The 24,781-nt window shown below is 49.7% G+C and carries 22 protein-coding genes; 19 read left to right on the top strand and 3 right to left on the bottom strand.

The window, feature by feature from the left end; translation table 11 throughout:
- Positions 1-105 precede the first annotated feature (105 nt).
- The 9 genes from ectA to BZG74_RS04990 all read left to right on the top strand — a co-directional run bounded on the left by ectA (position 106) and on the right by BZG74_RS04990 (position 10,930).
- Complete coding sequence (gene ectA / locus BZG74_RS04950; protein ID WP_077771602.1) at positions 106-663, top strand: diaminobutyrate acetyltransferase; 558 nt, start codon at positions 106-108, stop codon at positions 661-663.
- 11 nt (positions 664-674) lie between these two features.
- Positions 675-1,952, top strand: coding sequence for a diaminobutyrate--2-oxoglutarate transaminase (gene ectB, locus BZG74_RS04955; protein WP_077771603.1), 1,278 nt, complete (start codon positions 675-677; stop codon positions 1,950-1,952).
- 50 nt (positions 1,953-2,002) lie between these two features.
- On the top strand, positions 2,003-2,392 hold the full coding sequence (locus tag BZG74_RS04960) for an ectoine synthase (protein ID WP_046075984.1): 390 nt from the start codon (positions 2,003-2,005) through the stop codon (positions 2,390-2,392).
- A gap of 77 nt (positions 2,393-2,469) precedes the next feature.
- Entirely contained in the window at positions 2,470-3,897 is a 1,428-nt protein-coding gene (locus tag BZG74_RS04965; protein ID WP_046075985.1) for an aspartate kinase, read from the top strand.
- Positions 3,898-4,080: 183 nt separating this feature from the next.
- On the top strand, positions 4,081-4,713 hold the full coding sequence (locus tag BZG74_RS04970) for a LysE family translocator (protein WP_077771604.1): 633 nt from the start codon (positions 4,081-4,083) through the stop codon (positions 4,711-4,713).
- A 158-nt stretch (positions 4,714-4,871) separates the two neighbouring features.
- Complete coding sequence (locus tag BZG74_RS04975; protein ID WP_077771605.1) at positions 4,872-6,134, top strand: GGDEF domain-containing protein; 1,263 nt, start codon at positions 4,872-4,874, stop codon at positions 6,132-6,134.
- A 32-nt stretch (positions 6,135-6,166) separates the two neighbouring features.
- Positions 6,167-7,696 carry a bifunctional GNAT family N-acetyltransferase/carbon-nitrogen hydrolase family protein gene (locus tag BZG74_RS04980; protein ID WP_077771606.1) on the top strand — a complete coding sequence of 510 codons (1,530 nt, stop codon included), beginning with the start codon at positions 6,167-6,169 and terminating at the stop codon, positions 7,694-7,696.
- Between the two features lie 151 nt (positions 7,697-7,847).
- The gene (locus tag BZG74_RS04985) at positions 7,848-10,076 is read left to right on the top strand and encodes a methyl-accepting chemotaxis protein (protein ID WP_077771607.1); all 2,229 of its coding nucleotides are present in this window, start codon (positions 7,848-7,850) and stop codon (positions 10,074-10,076) included.
- A gap of 134 nt (positions 10,077-10,210) precedes the next feature.
- Entirely contained in the window at positions 10,211-10,930 is a 720-nt protein-coding gene (locus tag BZG74_RS04990; RefSeq protein ID WP_077771608.1) for a YebC/PmpR family DNA-binding transcriptional regulator, read from the top strand.
- 34 nt (positions 10,931-10,964) lie between these two features.
- Here the strand turns inward: BZG74_RS04990 and BZG74_RS04995 are convergent, their stop codons facing one another.
- Entirely contained in the window at positions 10,965-11,618 is a 654-nt protein-coding gene (locus BZG74_RS04995) for a TetR/AcrR family transcriptional regulator (protein ID WP_131825620.1), read from the bottom strand.
- Between the two features lie 174 nt (positions 11,619-11,792).
- Between BZG74_RS04995 and BZG74_RS05000 the strand changes: the two genes are divergently transcribed.
- From BZG74_RS05000 to BZG74_RS05020, 5 genes are all read left to right on the top strand, one after another.
- Entirely contained in the window at positions 11,793-12,527 is a 735-nt protein-coding gene (locus BZG74_RS05000; protein ID WP_158020629.1) for a substrate-binding periplasmic protein, read from the top strand.
- A 97-nt stretch (positions 12,528-12,624) separates the two neighbouring features.
- The gene (locus BZG74_RS05005; protein WP_077771611.1) at positions 12,625-13,125 is read left to right on the top strand and encodes a hypothetical protein; all 501 of its coding nucleotides are present in this window, start codon (positions 12,625-12,627) and stop codon (positions 13,123-13,125) included.
- A 120-nt stretch (positions 13,126-13,245) separates the two neighbouring features.
- The gene (locus tag BZG74_RS05010; protein ID WP_077771612.1) at positions 13,246-14,097 is read left to right on the top strand and encodes a lipase family protein; all 852 of its coding nucleotides are present in this window, start codon (positions 13,246-13,248) and stop codon (positions 14,095-14,097) included.
- A gap of 185 nt (positions 14,098-14,282) precedes the next feature.
- The gene (locus tag BZG74_RS05015) at positions 14,283-16,154 is read left to right on the top strand and encodes a PhoX family protein (RefSeq protein ID WP_077771613.1); all 1,872 of its coding nucleotides are present in this window, start codon (positions 14,283-14,285) and stop codon (positions 16,152-16,154) included.
- A 148-nt stretch (positions 16,155-16,302) separates the two neighbouring features.
- Positions 16,303-17,214 carry a mechanosensitive ion channel family protein gene (locus tag BZG74_RS05020; RefSeq protein WP_235605706.1) on the top strand — a complete coding sequence of 304 codons (912 nt, stop codon included), beginning with the start codon at positions 16,303-16,305 and terminating at the stop codon, positions 17,212-17,214.
- A gap of 67 nt (positions 17,215-17,281) precedes the next feature.
- On the opposite strand, the gene BZG74_RS05025 is transcribed toward BZG74_RS05020, so the two are convergent.
- Complete coding sequence (locus tag BZG74_RS05025; RefSeq protein ID WP_077771615.1) at positions 17,282-18,622, bottom strand: magnesium transporter; 1,341 nt, start codon at positions 18,620-18,622, stop codon at positions 17,282-17,284.
- 218 nt (positions 18,623-18,840) lie between these two features.
- Here BZG74_RS05025 and BZG74_RS05030 point away from each other — a divergent pair, with 218 nt between their 5' ends.
- From BZG74_RS05030 to BZG74_RS05050, 5 genes are all read left to right on the top strand, one after another.
- The gene (locus BZG74_RS05030; protein ID WP_046075491.1) at positions 18,841-19,281 is read left to right on the top strand and encodes an ATP-dependent zinc protease family protein; all 441 of its coding nucleotides are present in this window, start codon (positions 18,841-18,843) and stop codon (positions 19,279-19,281) included.
- A gap of 14 nt (positions 19,282-19,295) precedes the next feature.
- Positions 19,296-20,201, top strand: a complete 906-nt coding sequence (gene rimK, locus BZG74_RS05035) for a 30S ribosomal protein S6--L-glutamate ligase (protein ID WP_077771616.1) — start codon at positions 19,296-19,298, stop codon at positions 20,199-20,201.
- Complete coding sequence (locus tag BZG74_RS05040) at positions 20,167-21,255, top strand: succinylglutamate desuccinylase/aspartoacylase family protein (RefSeq protein WP_077771617.1); 1,089 nt, start codon at positions 20,167-20,169, stop codon at positions 21,253-21,255. The genes rimK and BZG74_RS05040 overlap by 35 nt, the downstream gene beginning before the upstream one ends.
- Positions 21,256-21,362: 107 nt before the next feature.
- Positions 21,363-21,806, top strand: a complete 444-nt coding sequence (gene msrB, locus BZG74_RS05045; RefSeq protein WP_077771618.1) for a peptide-methionine (R)-S-oxide reductase MsrB — start codon at positions 21,363-21,365, stop codon at positions 21,804-21,806.
- Positions 21,807-21,926: 120 nt separating this feature from the next.
- Positions 21,927-23,339 carry a GGDEF domain-containing protein gene (locus BZG74_RS05050; protein WP_077771619.1) on the top strand — a complete coding sequence of 471 codons (1,413 nt, stop codon included), beginning with the start codon at positions 21,927-21,929 and terminating at the stop codon, positions 23,337-23,339.
- 6 nt (positions 23,340-23,345) lie between these two features.
- Here the strand turns inward: BZG74_RS05050 and BZG74_RS05055 are convergent, their stop codons facing one another.
- Entirely contained in the window at positions 23,346-24,728 is a 1,383-nt protein-coding gene (locus BZG74_RS05055) for a class II fumarate hydratase (protein ID WP_077771620.1), read from the bottom strand.
- Between the last annotated feature and the right edge of the window lie 53 nt (positions 24,729-24,781).

Here is a 24,781-nt window from a genome sequence, read left to right on the forward strand (position 1 = left end):
CAACAAGATGATAATAATTGATAAAGAAAACACTAAAATCTGGGGTTGATAAACCAAATTCATCGCCTATTATATAAAACGAATTCGTTAGAGCACAAAACAATTATGTGGCGATCAAAAACGACAGATACGGCAGTACTAGAGACAGAAGTACGCGACCGTAAACAAACCCAAACCAATACACCGTTTGTGTTTCGTAAGCCAGCCATTAAGGATGGCGGCAACATCTATCGATTAATCACGCAGTGCCCACCGTTGGATGTGAACTCCGCTTACTGCAACTTCTTGCAGGCGACGCACTTTAAAGAAACCTGTGTCGTCGCAGAGCGTGAGGGTGATGTACAAGGCTTTGTTTCAGGCTACATACGTCCTGAGCAGCCAGACACATTTTTCGTCTGGCAGGTCGCAGTGTCACCGAAAGCACGTGGTGAAGGGCTTGCCCTCTCGATGATTGAAGCGCTGATGGCACGCAAAGTTTCAAGCCAGATTCAATTCATCGAAACCACAATCACAGAAGACAACGCCGGTTCGTGGGCGCTGTTTGAAAAGGTAGACCGCCTTTACGGTACAGGTGGTCAGCGCTCCGTGTTCCTCGACGAACAAGAGCACTTTAACGGTGAACATGACACCGAATACCTTTTCCGAATTCCACTCAAAAAATAACAGGATGAGTTATGGATATCTTTAAATCGCAGGAGTCAAATGTTCAATGTTACGCCAACAACTTCCCGGTTGTGTTCGAAAGCGCAAAGGGTTGCTGGATCACGGGCGTAGACGGCAAACGCTACCTCGATTTTCTTGCTGGCGCCGGCTCGCTCAACTATGGACATAATAACCCTACGTTGAAAAAAGCACTGATCGAGTACATCGAGAAAGATGGCATTACACACGGCCTGGATATGTACACAGGTGCAAAAGCACGCTTTCTCGAAGTATTTAAAGAGCATATTTTGGCGCCACGTGACTTGGACTATAAATTCCAATTCACCGGCCCAACAGGCACCAACGCAGTTGAAGCGGCAATGAAGCTTGCCCGTAAAGTCACAGGCCGCGCAAACATTGTGTCTTTCACCAACGGCTTCCACGGCTGTACATATGGTGCATTGGCAGTGACAGGTAATCATCATCACCGTGGTGGTGGTGGTATCCCCGTCAACAATTCAGTGACACGTATTCCTTATGATGGCTACGCAGACATCGATGGTTTAACGCTGTTCGAAACCATGCTTAACGACGCGTCTAGTGGTCTAACGGGCGGCGACAAACCCGCTGCGGTACTGCTTGAAGTCGTACAAGGCGAAGGTGGACTTAACGCGGCCTCTAACGAGTGGTTGCAGCGCCTGCAAGATATTTGTAAGGCACACGACATCTTGATGATTGTCGATGACATCCAGGCAGGCTGTGGCCGTACTGGCACATTCTTTAGCTTCGAACCATCTGGTATCAAGCCTGATATTGTGACCTTGTCCAAATCTATCGGTGGTTATGGCCTACCAATGGCGGTGGTACTACTAAAACCTGAGCTGGATCAATGGGCACCAGGTGAGCATAACGGTACATTCCGTGGTAATAACCATGCGTTTGTTACTGCTGCTGAAGCGGTTGAAACATATTGGCGTGATGATCAGTTCCAAACACATATCCAAGCGCGTGCGGATCAGTTGAACAAAGTGTTGCAAGAGATGCTTAGCAAACACGGTGACCTTTTTGAAACCATCAAAGGACGTGGCTTGATGCAGGGCATCGCCTGTCAAAACGGTGATATTTCTGACGACATCACCAGCCTGTGTTTCGACAATGGCATGATCATCGAGACAGCAGGTCCAGATGATGAAGTGATCAAGTTCTTCTCGCCACTGACCGTCAGTGAGGCAGAGATGGAAAAAGGCTTGCAGATTTTCGTTAAATCGGTTGAGCAATACAAGAAAGAGAAGCTTAAAAAAGCATCGTAATCGCTTAGACCATAAGCCTTGTTTAACGAAAAGACGTTTAAGGAATAAACATGATTGTCCGCACATTAGAAGAGTGCCAGAAAACCGAGCGCCGCGTGGTGGCAGAAAATTGGGAAAGCGTACGCATGCTGCTACGCGACGATAATATGGGATTTTCTTTCCATATTACCACCATTTACGCCAACACTGACACGCACATTCATTACCAGAATCACTTAGAGTCTGTGTACTGCATGTCTGGAGAAGGCGAGATTGAAACCACGGATGACGGTAAGGTTTACCCCATTAAGCCTGGTACACTGTATATCCTAGATAAGCATGACGAGCACCAGCTTCGCGCAAATAAAGGTGTCGATATGGTCATGGCCTGTGTGTTCAACCCACCGATTACTGGGCAAGAAACACACGATGAAAACGGTGTTTATCCATTAGTCGATTAACCGTCATGGGGCAGCCGGATGCTGCCCCTGTAAACCCAATTGACTCCCTAATTCATAAAAGCCCACAAGGAGCTCACATGAATCATACCGTTGAAAAGATCGGCGGTACGTCGATGTCAGCCTATGACGCTGTCATGGATAATATCTTTTTGTACCCGTCTAACCCTTACAACCGCATTTTTGTCGTTTCTGCTTACGCTGGCATCACGGATGCATTGCTGGAGTGTAAGCGCTCGGGTAAACCAGGCATCTACCGCCTTCTCGCTGCCAATAATCCAAAGTGGCGTGATGCGATGGATGAGCTTGAACAACGTATGCTGCTTATTAACAGCAATATGTTCCCTGACCCGGTATACCGTGAACGTGCTGATAACTTCATTCGTCAACGGATGGAAAAAGCACATAGCTGTATCGAAGGTATACTCGAAACCTGTAACTATGGGCAGTTTTCGCTAGAAAGTTATCTGCCACAAATTCGCGAGTTCCTCTCATCGATTGGTGAGGCGCATAGCGCTCATAACTCGACATTGCTGCTTGAGAGTGTCGGTATTAACTCACGATTTGTTGATCTCTCTGGTTGGGATAACCCGGATGAGGGCAAAGGCGACCTGAACACAGTGATCGCTAATGCCATGGAAGACATTGATTTCAGCACTGAGCTGCCCATCGTTACCGGCTACGTCTATTGTGATGAAGGTCTGATGAAGACCTATGACCGCGGTTATAGTGAAATGACATTTAGCCGCATTGCCGTGTTAACTAAAGCGAGCAGCGCGGTAATTCATAAAGAGTATCACCTAAGCAGCGCGGATCCACGCATTGTTGGTCCAGAGCGTGTTCAGCCAATGGGTCTCAGTAACTACGATGTGGCTGACCAGCTGGCCAACCTAGGGATGGAAGCCATCCACCCTAATGCTGCGTCTGGTATGCGCGCCGTGGGTATCGAATTGGTCGTGAAAAACACCTTCGAGCCTGAGCACGCGGGTACGGTGATCTCTCACAAATATCGTCCAAAAGATAAAGAAATCGAGATCATTGCGGGTCGAGATAAGGTGCTAGCTCTCCACATCTTTGACCAATCAATGGTTGGGCATGTTGATCAGGTCAGCTATGACGTGATGGAAATCATTCGCGAAGAGAACGTGCAGCTCATCAGTAAAGAGATGAATGCCAACTCAATTACCTACTACTTAGACGGCAAGACAGCCAGTCAAGATAAGGTGATTAATCGTGTTGAGAAGCTCTACCCGAAAGCGAAGATTACGGGTGAAATGGTCGCACTGATTTCTGTCATTGGTAGTCGTATCGACTCAAACCAAACCATGAGCAAGGGTATGCTAGCGTTGCTAGACGCTGAGATAAACCCTAAGGCTGCGCACTCGTCGATGCGTGACGTGGATGTGCAATACGTGGTACTCGATAAGTTCTACCATGCTTCGATCTGCGCCCTACACGCTTGTTTTATTGAAGAGCCTACGCCTAAGCCAACTATTCGGGCTGCGTAGTGTCCTCGGTGCACACGACAAGCGAGAAAGCATACCCCCTTACCTAAGGGGGTTTTTTAGTTTTATAAGCTGTCCTAACACCTTTGTTTACGATTAAAAACCAACCCAATCACCTATTAGTGTTGATAAAGTCTAACTAAAAGGTAAAATCCCGCACTTTATCTTGATAGCTGTAGTGCCTTTATGATCGACCCCAATATGCTCCCCGTTTACTTAACCGCGATTGTCGCGCTTTTGCTGGTGCCCGGACCGGATATGTTGCTAATCGTGAGCGCAAGTCTTAGCTATGGCAGACGGGTTGGTATGGCCGCAAGCTTGGGTAATGCAACATCAGGGTTGATCCTTACCGTATTAGCCGCAACCGGCGTATCAGCCATGATTGCGATGTCGCCGACGGCCTTAACCATCCTGCAGTACGTGGGGGCAGCGTATTTGCTCAAAATGAGTGTCGATACGTGGCGTGCCTCTCCAACGGACAGCACTGAGCTCGCTCATCATCAAGGCATGGGTAAATACCTCTATAAACGTGCGGTCATGACCAACCTATTGAACCCAAAAGCGTTACTGTTTTTTGTGTTGTTTTTACCGCAGTTTATCTCGCATCAAGTTCAAGCCTCGTCCAGTACGCAGCTGCTAACGCTTGGGCTGCTCCTCAACGTATTAGGGCTCGCGTTTAACCTGCTTTTAGTGGCAATAGTCGGCAAGCTTGGCAGTGCAATGCTCACCAATACCCGTATCCAAATGTATCAGCATAAAATCATGGCATTGGTTTTTGCGGCACTTGCTGTCTGGCTTTTTGCCCAACAATCGTTGTAACCCATCCACTGATCTGGGTAAAAAACCAACGAACCAGACCTTGAGAGATAAAAAGTCAGACATTTGTCTGATATATTATACCGCTTTTAGTCGTATGATTGGCATTGCTTCGTTGGTGGCGCCTTGCGCCCTCGCCTTTATCGGATGGATTCGGTCACGTGTTTAATCTTCACCTTCCCACACTGACTCTGGCTTACATCAGTGTGTTCTGGCTACTCACCATTGGCGTTTTGTTGATTGGGTGGCAGTTTAATCAGCACAAAGATATCAAGCTTTGGGGACTGGCTTGTCTGCTGATCTCAACGGGCACGTCGGTGTATAACATTGGCAATGTCACCGAAACGTCGGGGCTCGTCTGGATTGGCACCACAGCCGCGATCTGCTCGCATATTCTGGTGTGGTTAGGCACGCAGTTCTTCGTGGGCACGTCCTCATCATGGCGGACGGCTTCGCTGGCAGCACTCTTAGGTGTAGGGGTTTATACACTCATTCTTGCCAATCATATTCCGCTTGCTCTGCGTATTACTTGGTATTGTGTGTTCTACGTGGCAATGCACCTTGCGGTTTTAAAACTCATTGTTAAGAGCCCAGAGAGAAAGCGGATAGGCTTTAAACTTTATGCGTCCGTGCTCCTCCTCCTACTGATACTTTATGGGCTTCGCGCCTACTTCGCCTTTGACACCCCGATGAAGAACACCGGCCTATCTCAACGCTATATTGCCGTGTATTACTTGATCTTAATGGCCGAGTTCGTCAAGTTTATGACCTTCATTTACCTTTGTTTTGAGCGACTAGAGCACACGCTTTGTCAGCTTGCGCTCCGTGATACCTTAACGCAGCTTCCGAATCGACGCGCCTTTATGACGCAAGCAGCCCAGCGCCTCCTTTCTAACCAGCCAAATGCCCTGATCCTTGCTGATTTGGATAACTTCAAAAGTATTAATGACGTCTATGGGCATCTTGCTGGCGATCAGGTATTGGTCGCTTTCAGTCAGCACTTAGAGAGGATCACCCAACAAGAAGGCGCGTTTTGCGCCAGAACGGGAGGCGAAGAATTTATTTTGCTACTCAGTGGTCAGTCTGTGCGTCGCGTACAAGACATAGCGCTACAACTGAAGCGCCAAATCGAGGCATGCCAGGTGACGACCGAGCATGGCCACCACATCCAGTTTACGGTCAGTATCGGTGTCGGCATCAAGCGTCACATGCAATATGTGGCGATGAACCAGTTATTTGAGTGCGCAGATACCGCTTTGTATGAAGCAAAAGCCCGCGGGCGAAACCGTGTAGAATTTGCGTTAACTGAACATGGTGATGCGCCGTCCAGTGTATCACCGACATCCAACCAATCACCCATCAGCCAAGAAACTGATAGCCCTTCTCTACCTAAACGTTATCTCGAGCGCCAATCTTTGTCATAATAGGCGTTCAGCCCGTAATAGGAGAACGTGTAATGGATGAGAACACCGCCACGCTACTGAATCTGCGTGTCATTGAAGTCAGCGACTATCAACCCTTAGCAGAGTTGATGAATCTCGTCTTCCCAGATGTCGGCGGTGCTTGGCCTAAGAGCACGATCATGCAGCTGGTTACCGCTTTCCCGGATGGCCAGATATGCATTGAAGATAATGGAAAAATCGTCGCCGCCGCGTTAACGCTAAAAGTCTCTTACAACCGCTTTTCACTGCCGCATACCTATGCCGACATTATTACGGATGACGGTGTGGTATTCCACGACGCAAAAGGGGATGCACTCTATGGCCTTGATGTGTTCGTGCACCCTGATTATCGTGGCCATCGTCTTGGCCGTCGACTTTACGAAGCGAGAAAAGATCTGTGTCAGGCGCTGAACTTAAAGGCGATCCTCGCTGGCGGCCGTATACCTGGTTATCACAAACACAATGATGTTTCGGTGACGGATTATATTAATAAAGTCAGAAGAAAAGAGATTCACGATCCCATCCTCTCTTTCCAGCTGTCTAATGACTTTGATGTTAAGCGTTTGATGAACCGCTATTTACCCGAGGATGATAAGTCCGCGGGCTATGCCACACTGTTGGAGTGGGATAACTTCTTCTATGAAGAAGATGCATCCTCCGTGCATGATATTGAAAAAACCATCGTCCGCCTCGGGGTCGTGCAATGGCAGATGCGTCATGTGCTCTCAGTGGATGATCTTTTGAATCAGGCCGAATTCTTTGTCTCATCCTTAGCCAACTACCAGTCAGATTTCGCGCTATTTCCCGAGTTTTTCTGTGCACCATTGATGGGGCTTGCACCCGATAAGCGCTCCGTCGAGGCAATTCGCTTTCTCAGTGAATTTACCCAGGCGATTAAGCAACGTTTTTCGCAATTGGCCGTCACCTACAACATCAATATTATCGCTGGCAGTATGCCCGTGTTGGAAAATGGCAAACTGTATAATGTCTCCTACTTGATGCACCGCGACGGTAGCATTGATGAGCAATACAAAATCCATATTACACCGCACGAGCAACGTGACTGGGTGATCGATGGCGGGGATACGGTCAAAGTCATTGAAACCGATGCTGGCCGAGTCGGTATTCTCACCTGCTATGACGCCGAGTTTCCAGAGTTAGGGCGTATACTTGCGGAGCAAGGTGTGCAGATCCTATTCGTGCCTTTTTGGACCGATACCAAGAACGGTTACTTACGCGTACGCCTTTGTGCCCAAGCGCGAGCGATTGAAAACGAGTGTTATGTCGCGATCGGTGGCAGCGTGGGCAACCTTCCTCGGGTAGATAATGTCGACATCCAGTACGCTGAGTCTGCGGTATTTTCACCCTCGGATGTCTATTTTCCGCACGATGCAACACTTGCGGAAGCCAATGCCAATACCGAGATGATGATTTTCGCAGACGTCGATTTGGACAAGCTCAAAATACTGCATGAACGAGGCTCGGTGACGAACTTGAAACACCGTAGGCCCAAGCTCTATGCCAGCCATTTGAGTCAAGAGTAGCCTTAACCTTAATATAGCCCTGCCGAATGCGGGGCTTTTATTTGTAAGCAGGAGACAAAAAGACTAGATTTCCATGCACCCATGCCAAAAGCTTCTATCCTTACCCAACGGACTGCTTATTTTTTATCCAATGTGACGTTGAGGTGAGATCATGAAGCTCAAATACAAAATGCTAGTTAGCTTACTGGGTGTGGGTTGCCTCCCCGCTTTGATCATTAGCTTGCTTGCTCTTCATACCGCCTCGTCGTCACTCGAGCATCAAACGTTTAGTCAGCTTGAAGCGTTGCGAGAGGTAAAAAAATCAGCGGTCACACGCTATTTCCAAACCGCCGAAGGGCAAATAATTACCACCGCGGAAACCCCTTCCGTGTCCAAGGCCATGGCCAGCATGATTGATGCCATGGAGACACTTCCTTCTCGTACCGCCCAAACACGTTCACAACTGGCCAGCTATTATCAACGTCACCTCATTGACCCACTTGATGCGATCAGCACAAAGGCACTCCCTGCGGCGAGGGATCTGGTGAACAACTTAACGCCACAAGCGGTGGCGCTACAACAAGCTTACTTAATCGATAACCCTCATCCCGTGGGGAAGAAAGGCGCCTACCAAACCAGTGGCCAACTACCTGGGTACGATCAAGCTCACCAAGCCATCCATCCCTATTTACGTGATGTTCAGGAAAAGTTTGGCTACTACGACATCTTTATGATTGAAGCAAACCAAGGCCACATCCTTTACTCCACCTCCAAAGAACTTGATTTCGGCACGTCGCTAACAACGGGTCTGTTTAATACCTCGGGCCTGGCCGACGCTTTCCGTCAAGCGAAAACCTTAGCGGATGGCGATACCGTAATTATTGACTTCTCGCCCTACACCGCCTCGAACAACGCACCAGCAGGGTTTATGGCATCGCCGATTTATCACAATGGTAGCGTGATTGGCGTGCTCGCCTATCAATTCCCGATCGATAAGCTCAGTGCCATTATGGCGGAGCGAGATGGACTGGGAAACACAGGCGAAACCTATCTCGTTGGCCCTGATAACTTGATGCGCTCAGACTCTTTCTTAGATGCCGAGCATCGGTCGGTATTCGCCTCATTCATGCACCCCGCACAAGGCCGCGTTGAAACGCTTGCCGTTGAGCGTGCGATGCAAGGCGAAATAGGCATTGATGTCATTAACGATTACAACGGTAACCCTGTGCTCTCTGCCTACGCCCCCCTAACGGTCAGCGGGCTTAGCTGGGCAATCATTGCGGAAATGGACGTCAAAGAGGCGTTTGCAGCACTCAACGAACTACAAGGACTGATTGTCACCGTGTTAGTGATGGCGGTGTCGACGATCGCAGTCACTGCCATTCTGTTAACGCGTTCGATTACCCGCCCAATCGGTGGCGAACCGGCTGAGATGGCCAAGATAGTACAAACGATTGCCGACGGCGATCTGAGAGTAAGCTTTGATGCTAGCCCCAACGCAACGGGGATCTATCGCTCCATGCGTGCGATGGCAACAAACCTCACGACCATGGTATGTGACATTATTGGTGCCACTAACCAACAAGCTGCTGCCGCTGAGCAGCTGTCCTCGTCAAGTGTGCAAACGCTCACTAACTTTGAAGCGCAAAACGCGCGTACAGAGCAAGTGGCCGCTGCGATGGAAGAGATGACGGCGACTGCCAATCAAATTTCCTCCAGCTCCGCCTCGACAGCGGATGCCACCGAAAAGGCGCGTTCTCTTATCCATAGCGGAGACCAACAAGTAACCGAGTCTGTCGATGCGATGCAAGATCTTGTCACGCGTCTCAATCACGCCAAAGAAAAAACGGATGCGCTCGGGCAAAGCGCTGAGGATATCTCCAGCATATTGCAAACTATTGGCCAAATTGCTGATCAAACCAACCTGTTAGCATTGAACGCTGCCATCGAAGCAGCACGCGCGGGTGAGCAAGGTCGCGGCTTTGCCGTTGTCGCCGACGAAGTGCGAACGCTGTCACAAAGCACGCAACAAGCCACCAGCGAAATCACACAGCTAATAGACAACCTTCAGCACAATTCTAGCACCACGACGCAAGCTATCTCAGAAAGCGCAACGACCGCCAACCATGTGTCGGAACGTGCAGAAGCCAGCTTATCATCGCTCAAACAAGCGGTGAACGCTGTAGACGAAATTGCAGACATGGCGATGCAAATGGCCAGTGCCTCAGAAGAGCAGTCTCTCGTGGCAACTGAAATCAATCAGAACTTAGAAGACATTAACACCATGACCGGTGAAAACCGTCAAGCCATGGACCAAATCACCCAAGCCACACACAACCTCAGCGAGCTGTCTCATACACTAAAAGGTCACACGCGAAAATTTCAGTGCAAACAAGCCTAATTGAGCGGCATAGCGTGCTCTGAGTACTAATCGCACTGACTTTGTTCAAGGTCAGTGCATTTGCTGGTGCAAAGGATCACTCTCTTGGTAGAATCAACCCGTTTCTGCGTAAGCGTTATTAAGAGAGATTCCGAATGGGACGAAGTTTTGAAGTTCGTAAAGCGTCAATGGCGAAAACCCAGGGCGCGAAAATTAAGGTGTATTCAAAGTACGGTAAAGAGATTTACGTCTGTGCTAAAAATGGCGGCTCGGACCCTGAGAGCAACCTATCACTGCGTCGTTTGATTGAGAAAGCGAAAAAAGATCAGGTTCCAGGCCATGTGATCGACAAAGCGCTCGATAAAGCCAATGGCACAGGTGGCGAAAACTATGAAGTGGCGCGTTATGAAGGCTTTGGGCCTGGCAGCTGTGCGGTGATTGTTGATTGCTTAACCGATAATAACAGCCGTACTTATATGGACGTACGCCAGTGCTTTGTGAAAAACGATGCGAAAATCGGCACGCCGGGTGCGGTATCTCATATGTTTGAGCACCAAGCCGTTTTCCAGTTTAAGGGAGATGATGAGGAAGGCACGCTTGAAGCCTTGGTCATGGCTGATGTGGATGTGTCAGACATCGAAGCAGACGAGGGTGTGATTACCATTTTTGCCCCTCACACAGAGTTTTTCAAAGTGAAAAATGCGCTAAGTGACTATCTTGGCGACACGCCGATTGACCTTGAAGAGATCACCTTTGTGCCTCAAATCGACACTCAGGTCAGCGGCGAGGATGTTGAACGTTTTGAAAAGTTCCTCGATATGCTTAACGACTGCGACGACGTCCAAAATGTCTACCACAACGCAGAGCTAATCTAAGCACAAGAACTAAGCGCCATGTCATCATGGCGCCTTATCGCTCACCCAGTTGCGTGAGTAGCATTTGCGAAAATAACGCCCAGTTTTGACGAAATCTATCGTCCCCCTGCAATACATAACTTTGCAAACCAGCACCAAGGAAAAAGGCATCCACGACACGAATTGCCGTATCAATCTGATGCTGCGGAATCTTCCCCCGATAAAAATACTCAATCGCACGCGTGTATTCCGTTAAACCATGTTGAGAAAAACGCTGAATAGCGACCCTAAACTGTTCATCAAATAAGGCTTGGGTTGTAAAGCTATACATCGCTTTCATCGCATAAGGCTCACATTGCATGGTGAGGTACAAGGTATCCCCTGTCACTTCGAGATAACTCTCAAAATCATCAAAATTTGCAGGCTCGGCCACGGCAAGAAACATAGAGATTAATTCATCAACCGCTGCATATTTGACGGCATCAAGGTTGTCAAAATGATGATACAACGCCCCTTTGCTAATCCCGGCTTTCTTCCCTAGTTTTGTTGCCGTTAACGCAGCAAGCCCCTCATTTCCAACAATTTCTAGTGTTGTCGAAAGAATGTGTTGGCGCATAGCACGCGACGCAATTTCGTTTTTGTTCATCGTTTTTTGATCAAAAAGTGAAAGTCCAAATGAAAAAATAAAACATACCGAATGTTCATTCAAATTTTTCCGGATAAAATGTGACCGATAACCGAATGATTTTTCAGCACGAGAGGCTTGAGGCGAAAATGGTGGAAAGGCAGGTGTTGTAAAATAACAGGTCAAGGTTCGAAGACAGGGGCAAGTGCAGTAGCTACAATTAAGAAGGGAGATTCTAATAGGGGTATGAAGCGAACAATGAAACGATTGTGGACGTTACTGTTAATACTCACCATGACTTTGCCTGTCAGTGCGAAAAGCACATTTGTTGTTGGTGTGCAGAGCTTTTCCCAGTATTACCCCTATTCGGCGTATTCCAATCGCAACTATTCTGGGTTTAATCGTGAATTACTGGATATGTTTGCTAACGAATACCACTACCGTTTCGTTTATAAAGCGCTACCGTTGAGAAGGCTCTACCATCGATTTGTTGACGGTGCGGTTGATCTAAAATATCCAGACAGCCCAGCATGGAGTCCAGAGTTAAAGAAACGTGTAAAGGTGACATACAGTGATCCCGTAGTCAGTTATATCGATGGCGTGATGGTCATCGACCAAAACTATGGCCAGCCATTGGATAAGCTTAATTTCCTAGGTGTGGTGGCCGGTTTCACCCCGCAGCCCTACCAATCGCGAATCAGCACCGGGAAAATTCGCGTCGATGAGAGCTATAAATATGATTCACTGTTAATGAAAGTCATCAGCGGGCGCATCGATGGCGGCTATGCCAACATTGATGTTGCACAGTTCTATCTTGATCAGATGGGGCTGAAAAAAGGGTCGGTCAAATTTGATGACACCCTTCCCCATGTGAAAGGCACACGTCACCTTTCCACCATCCACTACCCAAAACTGATTAACGAATTCAATCAGTTTTTAGCCGATAACCAAGAACAAATTAATGAGTTAAAAGCGCGTTATGGGCTGGAGTGATTGAGATTAAACGCTTCCTTTCAGGTACCAGTGTTGTATACTCGACGCGCCATTTCAGGCAGGATGAGTCGGTTGAATCAGTTAGAGAAGAGTTGCTTTGCGTAATCAGCTTATCAGTCTAGATTTGTTTTATGCCATTGAGCACCTTATGCCTGGGAAGCGCACTGTCGCGTTATTCCGTCGGTCAGTTAAACACCTCCCCGTGACCACTTTGGCGCTTACCCATTACGACTCCGCGGCGGGGCTTCAGCTCGCATTATTCCGTCATTGTCGTAACTATGTGGCGTTCACACAAGGCAAGCCCATTTCGCCTGATTTTGATTTCTCTGGAACTGCCGAGCAAATTTTGGCGGCCGAATCAGTCATGAAGGCTTTTATTCGTGGTGCGTACTGGTGGGTGGAGTACCATATGAGCCTTTACCGTGACGATTGGAGCCAAGAGCAATCGCAACGATGGCTAAAAGATCTGCGCTTGCTCGTTCAGGTGATCATAGGTATTGGGAATTGTACCAATGCTGAATTTTTAATTACCCACCGTGGTCCGATTCAGGCTCTCACTTACGACACTCACCTCGAACCTTTTCTCACCAGCTATTAGCCACCGCGCGAGAGGCGCTGACAGATAGGCCGCCTCTTAGGCAACAATCGCAAATGGGTTTCGCTATTTCGTCACGTTTATTCGCTAGCCTAGGCGAAAGATGATGATTCAAGGCGAGCCATGAAACAATTAAAGCGCTATCAATACGAGCGGTACGCCATTCTCTGTCGAGCCTCTTATCCCGCGCATTTCAATCATACAGAGTACGGCTTTAGCCCTGGTGGACGACGAGATATCTATGATCGCTGGGGACGCTGTATTATTCGCGTGCTCTGGCGCGATGATGACGATGTGGTGGTGGTGTTTCGCGGCTCACAAACCGCGTGGGACTGGCTGGTTAATTGTGCGTGTGGACCCAAGCAAATACGAATCGGCAATGTCAGGTGCTTTGTGCACTGGGGATTTCATTATCTGCTTACGCAAAAAAGCTTACCGTGGCAACAGCACAAACGTCGCTATCAATCGATGACCACCAGCCAGTTTGCTGATGTCGCACAAGCGGCGGATATGGCTTCCTTAGACGGCGATACGGTGCTCGATAAACTCTGCTCCGCCCTCTCGCCTTTGGTCCAGGCCAACAAAAAGGTCTCTTTTATTGGCCATTCATCGGGCGGCGCAATGGCAGTCATTGCCGCCGCGATGCTTTATTCCTCCATGGGACAGGCAATTAAGCGCATCGTCACTTTTGGCCAACCGGCTGCCGGTATGTGGCGCTTTAACCGACACTATCCCTTTCATACCAAAACGTATCGTATCTGTTGTGATGTCGACATCATTACCTTTTTACCCGGCATTCCTTTGCTGTATTGGCATGTCGGTCGGCTTCTATGGCTACATGAGAACAAAATCTATACCGACACGTCGTCAGTGATTCGCGTGCTCCGGGTTTTATTTAGCTGGCTCGCACGCCCTATCGCGTATCATTACATGGATAAATACATCCGACGCAAAGATTACTTTGACCAACACTAATTGGCCTGTGCCAACCAATACGTGATCTTGATACCAGCTTCCTTCACTGTCCCAAGATTGTCACCCAGTAGACACCGCGTTTTCATATTGCCTCGCCACACTTTCGGCCGACTTGGCGTTGCTCGTTGCGGAGCATCGCTTTCGCCTAAACATCAATACAATAACGAACAGAAAGGAAAATTGTCGTGAGCAAGCATATTGACCAACGTCCGCTGGATGCGGAACCCGAATTCAACCGTTTTATTGACGCCGCCGTGAGCCGTCGCCGCTTTTTACAAGGCGCAGGCGCGGCAAGTACCGTCGCTTTTTTCGCCGCTAACCCAGTTGCAAAGGCTGTGGCTGGCAGCTTGAGTAAAAGTGAATTACTCGGTTTTAAAGCCATCCCAACCTCGACGGCTGACACCGTCACTGTGCCCGAAGGATACAAAGCGGAGGTACTGGTATCATGGGGCGATCCTATCTTTGCCAATGCCCCCGCCTTTTCGCAGCAAAACGATGCCAGCGCCCAAGCACAACAGTTTGGTGACAATAATGATGGCATGACATTTTTCCCTCTCGCCAATGATCGCGCCTTACTCGCCGTCAATAACGAGTATATCAACGATGAGTTTCTGTTTACGCACGGCGGTAAAAACATCTCAGCCGATGATGCGCGTAAATCACAAGCAGCACACGGCGTCTCTTTGGTCGAGCTAAAAAAAGTTGATGGCCGCTGGACGGTGAACCCGCAAGGGCGCTTAAACCGTCGTATTACCGCGTATACGGAGATGGCAATGACAGGCCCAGCCGCCGGCCATTCACTGCTTAAAACCGCAGCTGATCCCTCGGGTAAAAAGATCCTCGGCACCTTTAATAATTGTGCCAACGGCGAAACGCCTTGGGGCACCTATCTCACCTGCGAAGAAAACTTTAATGGCTATTTTGCCAGCGAAAAAACCGTGACCTTGGGTAAAACCTATCAGCGCTATAGCATCAGCGATACCGATTGGGGATACGACTGGTACAAACACGACGAGCGCTTTGACGTCGCCAAACACCCCAATGAGCCCCATCGCTTTGGTTGGGTGGTCGAAATTGACCCTATGGATCCCAACTCAACCCCGAAAAAGCGCAGTGCACTGGGCCGCTTTAAGCACGAAAATGCCGCGCTAACAGTGAATGATGATGGCCATGTCGTGGTATATATGGGCGATGATGAACGTGGCGAGCACCTGTATAAATTTGTCTCTGACGGAAAATACGATCCGAGTAAAGGTAGCGCTAATCGCGATTTGCTCGAAAACGGCACCTTATATGTCGCGAAATTTACTGGCAGTGACGACGAGCTAAAAGGCCAAGGAGAGTGGTTAGCGCTCACCTTTGGCAAAAATGGCCTGACCCCTGAAAACGGCTTTCCCGACCAAGCCAGTGTGCTCATTTTTGCCCGCGAAGCCGCGACGCAGGTGGGTGCGACCACCATGGATCGTCCTGAGTGGGTCGCCGTGCACGCCGACAACAAGCATGTTTTCTGCACCCTCACCAATAACAAGTACCGTGGCGTGAAAGACAGCCAACCATTAAATGCGGCCAACCCACGCACCAAAAACCCGTATGGCCATATTATTCGCTGGGCACCAACCCAAGGCGATCATACTCAGGCGACCTTTGAGTGGGACATCTTCGTGATGGCCGGTCACCCTGAGAAGCAATCTGGGTTAATGGCAGGTACTGATAACATCAACAAAGACAATATGTTCAACAGCCCAGATGGTATAGGCTTTGATCGTGCCGGTCGTCTTTGGATTCAAACCGACGGTGATTACTCCAACGAGGGTGACTTTGCGGGCATGGGCAATAACCAAATGCTATGTGCCGACACGCAAACGGGCGAAATTCGTCGCTTCCTCACTGGCCCCACCTCGTGTGAGATCACGGGACTGACCTTCACTCCTGACTCACGCACCATGTTTGTGGGCGTGCAACATCCAGGTGCCCACTTCCCTGCCGGCGGTGACGCCATTCCTCGCTCTTCGGTCATCATGATCACCAAAGAGGACGGTGGCGTAATCGGTACTTAACCCTTCGTCGTCCAATGCTCTAAGCCTTACTTTGTTAAGACAGCTCAGCCCTTGCCAACGCAAGGGCTTTTTGTAAGTTTACGTTTTATTTTGTCTAATAACGGGGCAGAATAGCGCCAAACTTGCTGGGACAATTATGGGATCGATCGTGTTATCTGAGTTAAAAAACATCGCCCAACTGTTGGTCGAAAATAAACTGCTGACCACCATTGGGGTTATTGTCGTTGTCAGCATTATTCGCCGCCTTATCCTACGTCGTATTCGCGGCGATAGTAATTTTCTCAGTGAGGACCAGCGTAAGTGGATGTCTCGCACAAAAAACGGAGCATTTAGTACACTGCTGCTATTCTTGTTCCTGTTTTGGAATACCGAAATCAGTGAGTTCGCACTTTCACTAACCGCTATTGCGGTGGCTGTCGTGGTGGCATCCAAAGAAATTATTTTGTGCTTTACCGGCTCCATTCAACGCGCTAGCTCACGATCATTTCGCATCGGTGATTGGATTGAAGTGGGTAACTCTCGTGGGGAAGTGATCGAGCACAACTTGATGGCCACCAAGATTCAAGAAATAGACACCCATCATGGCCACTACTGCTATACAGGAAAAACGGCAACATTACCGAACAGTTTGTTTTTTACCACCACGGTCAAAAACCTCAATTTTATGAAGCGCTATGTCTATCACCATTTTCATCTGGTGATCCGTGGGGATATTAACCTTTATCCTCATATCCCTGCATTATTGGCCAGAATTGACGATCACAGTGAAGACTTTATGGATATTGCTCGGCGCTACAATCATGTTATTGAACGTCATGCTGGTGTCGACCTTCCCGGCCCCGAGCCTCATATCTACCTATCTCACTCGGAAACCGGTGAACAGTTGGTACATGTACGCTTGTTTTGCCCTACAGAGCGCGCCGCTGAATTAGAGCAGCTCATTCGCGAGGATGTGATGACACTTTATTGTGAAAAGCTGCTCCCCGCCGCCGATGGCAAGCTGAGCGAAAAAGCCGAGCTACCAGCAACAGAGGCGGCCACGCCTTCACCCCCCGCTTAATGTAAATAAAGCGCTCGTGGTTATCACGAGCGCTATTCACTGAGTAACGCAGCACACCCGATAAACCTTACAGCAAAAACAAGGTCCCTAGGCCTAAGAAGGCGACAAAACCAACGATGTCGGTCACCGTGGTTAGGATCACTGAGCCTGACAGAGCCGGATCAATCTTCAACTTCCCTAATAACACTGGCACAAAAATCCCCGCCAATGCCGCACTGATAATATTGGCGACAATCGCGGCACCAATCACCGCACCGAGCCCCCAACTTTCAAACCAATAACCGGCAATCGCCCCAATCACCAGCGCCCAGAGTACGCCATTGAGCAACCCCACTTTAAACTCCTTACTCAACAGCGGCTTTAGGTTAGCTTTGGATATCTGCCCCAGCGCGAGACCTCGTACGATCAGCGTCAAGGTTTGACTACCGGCAATCCCACCCATGGATGCGACCACGGGCATGAGTACCGCCAGCGCGACAACCTGCTGCAGCGTTGCTTCAAATAAACCGATAAACCATGACGCGAGAAAGGCTGTCATGAGGTTAACCCCAAGCCACAACGCACGGTTACGCGCACTTTTCATCACCGGGGAGAATAAATCTTCATCTTCATCCAAACCAGCCGTGGCCATGATTTGCGCTTCAGCCCGTTCCGCTTGCATCTCATACGCCGTGCCCAAATCGAGTCGCCCAATCAACATATTACCGTCATCCAGCACAGGCAGCGCAATTTCTTCACTGCTCGCGACTTTGTCAGCGCTGGTATAAATATCATCACGTGCGTTTAAGCTAGGAAACTGCTCACGGACCAACTCACTGATTTTTAATATCCCGTCAGCCCCAAATAGCTTGTGAATGGGGACGGCTCCTACCCAAATGCCACGGCTATCGACCACGAAGACATGATCGCAATATTTGGGCATCACCCGGCGCAGTAAACGCAGCACGACATTCACTTTGGTTTTGGCAGGCACCACTAAGGGCTGATGATCACACCAATGCCCCACTTGATTATCCGCATATTGTTGCGCAGAGGCGTAGCGCTGCTTTTGCTCCGAGTCCATCCGACCGAGCGCTTCCTCTAACAGCGGTTCGGTCAACACATCTTGCAGTTCCAACAAAGTGTCCGCGTCGAGATCAGCGAACAGCGCATGTAGTTGTGTCTCATCAACGGCACGGATAACCGCTTCGCCTGCGTCATCGCGCATCTCCGCCAACACAGGAAGCTGTACCGAGGGAGAGAGTTGCTCCCAAAAGTCCACACGATCGCTAACAGGTAAGGCTTCTAATAACAAAGCAAGGCTATCCACACCGTGTGCTTGCTCTATCTCTTGTATCGTCTCGGGCGCATCTTGATCGACTTTTGACAGCAAATCATCAATCACTTCTTGTCTATCACTTGTTTGCATGGTACTCCCTTCTCCACGGTCATCATGTGCACAGAAACCCAGCGATCCACCTCGGCAGGGCGTCCCTCTCAACCAGTCTCCTATATGCCAAGATAGTGCCACTTCCAGTGTGCGATGGCTATCACATATCATCGCTGATTTTTCAGATTCTTACCACGAATAACCGCTATCACTTCTATGGTAAAAGCAAGGCAGAGCAATAACGAGTAATGATAACAATGCCGGTTCAATCAACGGAAAAAGTGTGTGTGGGTTGGCGCGAATGGATTAGCCTCCCAGACCTAGATATTGCGCGTATAAAGGCCAAAATTGACACGGGCGCGCGTACTTCATGCTTACATACCTTCAAAATTGAAGAATTTGAAAAAGGAGGCGCTGCTTGGGTTCGTTTTTGGATCCACCCTCACCAAGGTGATGACGAACATGTTATTCAAGCGGAAGCGCCCGTGCTTGCACGCCGTGTCGTACGCGACTCTGGCGGGCACGAGCAACTTCGCTATGTGATTCAGACCACACTCAAAGCCGGTGAACTGTGTTATCCCATAGAGATGACACTCACCGCACGCGATAACATGCGCTTTCGTATGCTGTTAGGTCGTACCGCGATGACAGGCAACGTCATTGTCGATCCTATGCATTCATTCCTGCTCGGCAAATAGGAGTCCTAACTACAATGAAAATCGGCATCCTGTCTCGGAATAAAAACCTATACTCCACACGGCGCCTGATTGAGGCCTGCGAGCAACGCGGTCATGAGTATAAAATCATCGATGCGTTGCGCTGTTACATGAGCATTAACTCCACCCAACCGTCGATTCATCTTGCTGGCGAGGAGCTGGAGGGGTTTGAAGCCATCATCCCTCGTATTGGCTCATCGGTGACTTTCTATGGCTGTGCCGTGTTGCGCCAGTTTGAAATGATGGGGGTTTTTCCCGTTAATGAGTCTGTCGCCATCACCCGCTCGAGAGATAAGCTGCGATCAATGCAATTGCTGTCACGCAAAGGCATTGGCATGCCGCATACTGGGTTTGCCAGCAAACCCGGCGATGTGGGAGATCTCTTGGAGATGGTTGGCAGTACCCCCGTCGTGGTCAAACTGCTCGAAGGCACGCAAGGCATTGGTGTGGTTCTCGCCGAAACCAAAAAAGCGGCAGAGAGCGTGATTGAAGCCTTTATGGGCTTAAAAGCTGATATTTTGGTGCAGGAGTATATTAAAGAGTCCAGCGGCGCCGATATTCGCTGTTTTGTGATTGGTGACAAAGTCATCGCCGCGATGAAACGTCAAGCCCAGCCAGGGGAGTTTCGCTCCAATTTACACCGAGGTGGTTCCGCAACCTTAGTACGGATCACACCGGCAGAGCGTCGAACCGCCATTGCTGCGGCTAAAGCCATGGGACTCAATGTCGCTGGGGTCGATTTACTGCGCTCCGAGCGCGGCCCTTTGGTGATGGAAGTCAACTCCTCACCGGGGTTAGAGGGCATAGAAAAGGCCACCGGGAAAGACGTCGCAGGTATGGTGGTGGAATACATCGAAAAGACTGCTAATGCCAAGAGGACGCGAACTCGTGGTAAGGGCTAAAAGAAACAATGCTATCGACATCGGGGGCGAGACCGTTAACCCAGGTGACCGCCTTAGCCTAGAGCTGGAAATCGCCAAGCTTTATACCCACGCCCCACTTAACGTGAGTATAGAGGTTCTTAACGGCAAACTATCGGGCCCTACACTGTTGATCTGTGCGGCCATTCATGGCGATGAGCTCAATGGTATCGAGATTGTTCGCCAAATTATGGCGAGAACCGACACACAAAAACTACGCGGAACCATCGTTGCCATTCCCGTTGTTAATGTATTTGGCTTTATTCACAAGTCTCGCTATCTGCCGGATAGGCGTGATTTGAATCGCTCCTTTCCGGGCTCTGAACGTGGCTCAATTGCCGGGCGCATGGCGTATCAGCTGTTTAATGAAGTGATTAGCCAATGCACCCATGTGATCGATTTGCATACCGCCGCTATCCACCGCACCAATCTGCCGCAAATCCGCGCCAATTTAGATAACCCAGAAGCGGGGGCGATGGCGACCGCATTTTCCGCCCCTGTGGTTGTCGACGCCGCCTTAAGGGGCGGCTCCTTACGCGCAGAGGCAGAGGCAATTGGCATTCCGGTGATCACCTATGAGGCCGGTGAAGCTCTACGCTTTGAGCCATACGCAATTAACGCAGGGGTCAGGGGCGTTATCCGCGTAATGCGCCACTTGGGTATGCTGCGTCAGTCGCGGCGGAAATTACCTTACAAGCCCGTCACAGCCAGAGCAACCCGATGGGTGCGTGCCGATGCCGATGGCATTTTCCGCAGTCATATTGCCCTGGGTGAGATGGTCTCCAAGCACCAAGTGATTGGTCTTATTTCTGACCCTGCCGGTAGTCGAGAGGTAGAAGTCACCGCGCCACAAAGTGGTATTCTCATCGGGCAACAAACGCTGCCCGTGGTTAATGAAGGCGATGCTATTTTTCACATTGCCTTTTTCTCTCAGTCCGATGATTTGATTGAACAACACTTGGAGGCTTATCGAGACCAAGTCAAAGACGACCAAGATGATGAGTTAAAGTGGGGAATTGGTACGCTATCAACATGATCGAGTCACGAGAAACAAACCGTACTACTTGCATTGAGCAATAAGATTCATAACACTACGCGTTTTGTAGCACGGGCAGCCGCCCGTTCAATAAGAGGAACGACATCATGCTGACATGGCAAGACATCGTCGCTCGAAGTGAAAGCGGTAATCTCGCGCCGCCGTCGCGGGTTGAGAAAACAGACCAAGAGTGGCAAGCACAACTCAGTGAAGAAGCCTTTCGTGTTACCCGCCAAAAAGGCACAGAGCGCGCGTTCAGCTCAGGCATGTGTACGCTCTTTGAGCCAGGGCGCTATGGGTGTACATGCTGCGGCACCTTGCTGTTTGATGCGCATGAAAAGTTTGATTCAGGTACAGGCTGGCCCTCGTTTACGCATCCGGTGCAAGATAATGCCATTGCCTACCACAAAGATGGCAGTCACGGGATGACACGGATTGAAACCACCTGTGCGACCTGTGACGCGCATCTTGGCCATGTATTTCCTGACGGGCCCCCACCATCTGGCTTACGTTTTTGTATGAATGCCGTCGCGTTAAAAAAGCTCGATTAAATAGTACCTGCCCCGCTGAAAACGCAGAGCCCTACTTTGGCTCTGCTATACTGATCATGAACCGTACTGCCGCTATCAATCACGTTTATATCCTATTGTATCGCACGACGCAGAGGTGACATGCTACTGGGGCTCTCTCTACCTTCCGCTCGCCGCATTTTGTTGTGGAGCTTCATTTACGGGGCAATCGTCTGGCTGGATATGCGCTATTTATCCGCGATACTCGATGTCCACACGGTCACCTTGCTCAATATCTCCAGTGGCCTTGCGGTGGTATTATTCCGGCATCTGGGAATGGGGATGTTACTCCCGCTTATCCTCGCCGGCTCTCTTGGCCACGGTCTAGCCGCCATCGCCCGCATCGAGTCGCTCCATCTCGCGACAGGGATTTTTTTTGGTACATTTTTAACACTCGCCTCGGCGCTCTCCGCGTGGCTATGGCAAAAATATTATCCCCATTGCCTGGATACAGTACGGGCCCTTTTTCGGTTTGTGCTGGTTGGATGCCTATTCCCCGCAATAGCAATGATGGCCATTGTCGCCATCCCGCTTTATATCGATGATCAGTTAGTTCACGGACGACTACAATTCTTGACCATTGAATTCATGATGACTTACACCACATCAACACTGCTTTGGGTCAGCTTGTACACCGCTTGGCAAAGGTTGGGGATCAACTGGTCAAAACTCAGTTGGCAAAACGTGGGCTACGTCACTGCCATTATGGTACTCACACTCATCAGTTTTTCTGTGTTTCCAGGCGCAATCTACATCGAGCTTGCATTGCTGATTTATATCGCGTTCTCCGGCCATTGGCGTACGCTTCTGGTTGGCCTTTGTGGCTTAATCACCGTGTCTATCTTAATGGTACCATTCGATATGGGCGCATTCGCGATCCCTAACCTCTATGACGGCGTGTTAGCACTGCTTATTTTTATCTTTACCACCGTACTGGCCAGCATCAGTATTTCCATCCAAGTGATGGAATATAAAAATGCCGTTGCAGCACGAGACAGCTGGCAACGAAAAGCCAGCCTAGATCCACTGACGGGCACCGTTAATCGCTACGGCCTATTGCCTGAATTAGCGATTGAATACGAACGCGCTCGGCGAACGCAGTACACTTATACGGTCGCGGTCATTGATGTCGATAACTTCAAACAATTTAACGACACATATGGTCACTCCGCCGGCGATCGCGTCTTGCAAGATGTTGCTGCTGAAATCACACGCGCCGTTCGCGAAACCGATTTGGTGGCTCGATATGGTGGGGAAGAGTTTGTCATCATCTTCCGCAATACCACCAGTGACGATGCCTATCATATTGCCGAGCGTATTCGCCAACGTATTGCGGCGAATACTTCACAGTTTGACAATCAATTGCTCACCTATACAGTCAGCTGTGGGCTGTCTGAAAGCCAGCCAAGCGACAGCCATCCGGAGCAAGTGTTTGACCGTGCCGATGACTATCTTTATACCGCCAAAAGTCTTGGGCGCAATCGCGTCGTGGTTGCGCCCAACACGGCAGAGTGAGGCGCGCTATTCCGCAATGCCGCCTTTAGTGAGCTTGGTCGGATCAAGCAGCTGCGAGAGCTTCTCTCGATCCAGCTCGGTCTCTTCCTCGGCAACATCGAGGATCGGGCGACCTTGTTGGTACGCTTTCTTGGCAATCTCAGCCGCTTTCAAATACCCGACAACGGGGTTGAGGGCGGTGACCAAAATAGGGTTACGCGATAATGCCGCTTGCAGGTTATCTTCTCTCACGGTAAAGCTGCGAATTGCTTTATCGGCCAGAACGCGGCTCGATCCTGCGAGTAAATTGATACTCTGCAATACATTCGCGGCAATCACCGGCAACATCACGTTAAGCTCAAAATTCCCTGACTGACCTGCCACCGTCACTGTGGTGTCATTGCCCATCACCTGAGCTGATACCATCGCCGCCGACTCAGGAATAACCGGATTGACCTTGCCAGGCATAATTGATGAGCCAGGCTGCAACCCTTCCAGCTCGATCTCACCCAGCCCTGCGAGTGGGCCGGAGCTCATCCAGCGCAAGTCATTACTCAGCTTCATGGTTGCCACGGCGGTGGTTTTTAGCTGGCCGTGAAGCGCAACCAACGCATCTTGGCTACCAATGGCAAAGAATGGGTTTTCACTGGCTGTAAAGCCCGTCTTGGTCAGCGCGGCTACCGCTTCGGCAAAACGCTCGGCAAACAATGGATGAGCATTGATCCCGGTTCCCACCGCGGTGCCACCCTGAGCCAGTGCGCGTACCGATGACAGGCTTTGGGTAATTTGTACCATCGCGTGCTCGATTTGCTGAGACCAAGCATCTAGCTCTTGCCCGATAGTGACAGGCATGGCATCCATCAAATGGGTACGACCCGTTTTAACGATGTGGCCAACTGACTGTTTCTTTTCCTGTAACGCATCACGCAAATGAGCAAGTGCAGGTAACAGTTTTTGCTCACACCCTAACGTCGCACTGATCTGCATCGCCGTGGGCACTGCGTCATTACTGCTTTGGCTCATATTGACATGATCGTTAGGGCTAACCGTCTCACCAGATTTTTCTGAAGCTAAGGTAGCCAGCACCTCGTTCATATTCATATTCGAACTGGTGCCCGACCCGGTCTGAAACACATCAACAGGAAACTGATCCAGATATTTGCCCGCTATGATGTCTTGTGCGCTCTCGCAGATTGCGCGAGCCACTTTGCTATCTAATAACCCGAGAGACTCGTTCGCCTGTGCGGCGCCATATTTCACCATGGCTAACGCGCGAATAAAGTCCTCGGGCATCGTCTGATCGCTGACCGCAAAGTTATTCACCGCACGCTGAGTTTGTGCTTGATACAAAGCCTGCTCAGGCACTTCCACATCACCCATGCTGTCTTTTTCAATACGTGTTTTCGCCATGATCACATCCTTTTATTTCGCCATGCCATTTCGATAATGGTTATCATTAACAT

It is taken from the genome of Salinivibrio sharmensis (genome assembly GCF_001995985.1).
Classification (GTDB): domain Bacteria; phylum Pseudomonadota; class Gammaproteobacteria; order Enterobacterales; family Vibrionaceae; genus Salinivibrio; species Salinivibrio sharmensis.